Annotated in this window: 4 protein-coding genes; 2 read left to right on the forward strand and 2 right to left on the reverse strand. The window is 69.3% G+C overall.

The window, feature by feature from the left end:
* The first annotated feature begins 92 nt into the window (after window positions 1–92).
* On the forward strand, window positions 93–608 hold the full coding sequence (locus QH290_RS37925; RefSeq protein ID WP_342213732.1) for a TetR/AcrR family transcriptional regulator: 516 nt from the start codon (window positions 93–95) through the stop codon (window positions 606–608).
* A gap of 6 nt (window positions 609–614) precedes the next feature.
* Here QH290_RS37925 and QH290_RS13655 read toward each other — a convergent pair whose 3' ends face one another.
* Entirely contained in the window at window positions 615–821 is a 207-nt protein-coding gene (locus QH290_RS13655) for a hypothetical protein (protein ID WP_280383130.1), read from the reverse strand.
* A complete protein-coding gene (locus QH290_RS13660) occupies window positions 818–1,075 on the reverse strand; it encodes a hypothetical protein (protein ID WP_280383136.1) in 258 nt (85 codons plus the stop codon). The genes QH290_RS13655 and QH290_RS13660 overlap by 4 nt, the downstream gene beginning before the upstream one ends.
* Between QH290_RS13660 and QH290_RS13665 the strand changes: the two genes are divergently transcribed.
* Window positions 1,033–1,316: 3-hydroxyacyl-CoA dehydrogenase family protein (locus QH290_RS13665; protein ID WP_280383132.1), on the forward strand; the 284-nt coding region annotated here is incomplete at its 3' end. The two genes, QH290_RS13660 and QH290_RS13665, sit on opposite strands and share 43 nt — an antisense overlap.

Raw genomic sequence — 1,316 nt, forward strand, 5'->3', positions numbered from 1 at the left:
GGATGACGATCTCGGTGGTCGCGTTGTCTGACCACTCGTCCAGCTCCGCCGAGCTGTACACACGCATGCTGTTGCCGAGGGTGAAGTTGTAGCTGTTCGAGAAGAAGGGCTACGACAAGACCACGACGGCCGAAATCGCCCGCGCCGCAGAGGTTTCCCCGGGCACGTTCTTCAACTACTTCGCCACCAAGGAGGACCTGATCCTCGGCGACCGGACGGAGATCATCGATGCCGGGCTGCGGGTACTGCGCGCGCCGAAGCGCGGCGAGTCACCGGCGGGCGTCCTCCTGCGCGCCTTCGAGGCGATGAGGACGACAGAACGCGACGACGACCCGGACGATACCGGCGCGACCCGGGCCCGCCTGCTGTTCACGGTGCCGTCGCTCTACGGGGCCGTGCTGCAGCGCACCTTCGCCGCCCAGGAGCGGCTGGCGGACGCGCTGCGGCGAAGCTTCCCGAAGCAGCTCGATGAGATCGAGGCCGCCACGATCGTCGGCGCGTTCGTCGGCGGGGGCATCGCGGCGGTGCGAGCGGCCGCCGATCGGGGTGAGCCGCTCACACCGGCACTGATGGGAGCGATCCGACTGGTAGCCGAGAACTTCCGCTGATGGGGATCATTCGTTCAACCACTGCTCGATCTCGTCCAAAGTGAGTGCCGAGTACAGGCATTCACCGTCCTCGATATCCAGCAGCAGCCATCGATAGGGCGGCGCGGTGTCGCGGACCAGGTGATATTCGCCTCGGGTGGCGCGCTCCGAGACCACTCGGACCCGCAACCACGTCGGGTCGCCGTTCACAATTCGCCGCCGTCGCAGGGTCATCCGAGCCACCGCGTGGTGTGCGCGGCCGGGAACGAGCGGCTGGATGGGAAGTATTCGCGCCAGAAGTCGTGCCGCACCGCGTCCCACAGTCTGCTCAGTTCCGGCAGTCGCTCACGCGCCTGCGACAGGTCCGTGCCCACGGCCGTCAGGGTACCGTCGATGTTGTTGCGTACGTGCATGATTCCAACCCCGTCCTGATCGAATCGCCACTGTGCCTCCACCCCGTCCACCTCGGTCCGATGCACGCCGTCCATCCCCGCCGCCTATCGGGGCAGCACGCGGCAGGCGACCGCGGCACGGGGCGCCCCCCCCCGCGGGCCCCCCCGGGGCGCGCCCTCGCCCCCCCGTCTCAGCCCCCCCCGGGGGCGCGGAGGCCGCCGCCACGCTCGACACCGGCACGGACGCCGCGACCGTGGACGCCCTGTTCGAACAGTGCCTCGGGCATCGGATGGGCCCGCTGCGCACGGCCGATCTGATCGGGCTGGACAACGTGGC

The sequence above is a fragment of the Nocardia wallacei genome, from assembly GCF_029869545.1.
GTDB classification, from domain to species: Bacteria; Actinomycetota; Actinomycetes; order Mycobacteriales; family Mycobacteriaceae; genus Nocardia; species Nocardia wallacei_A.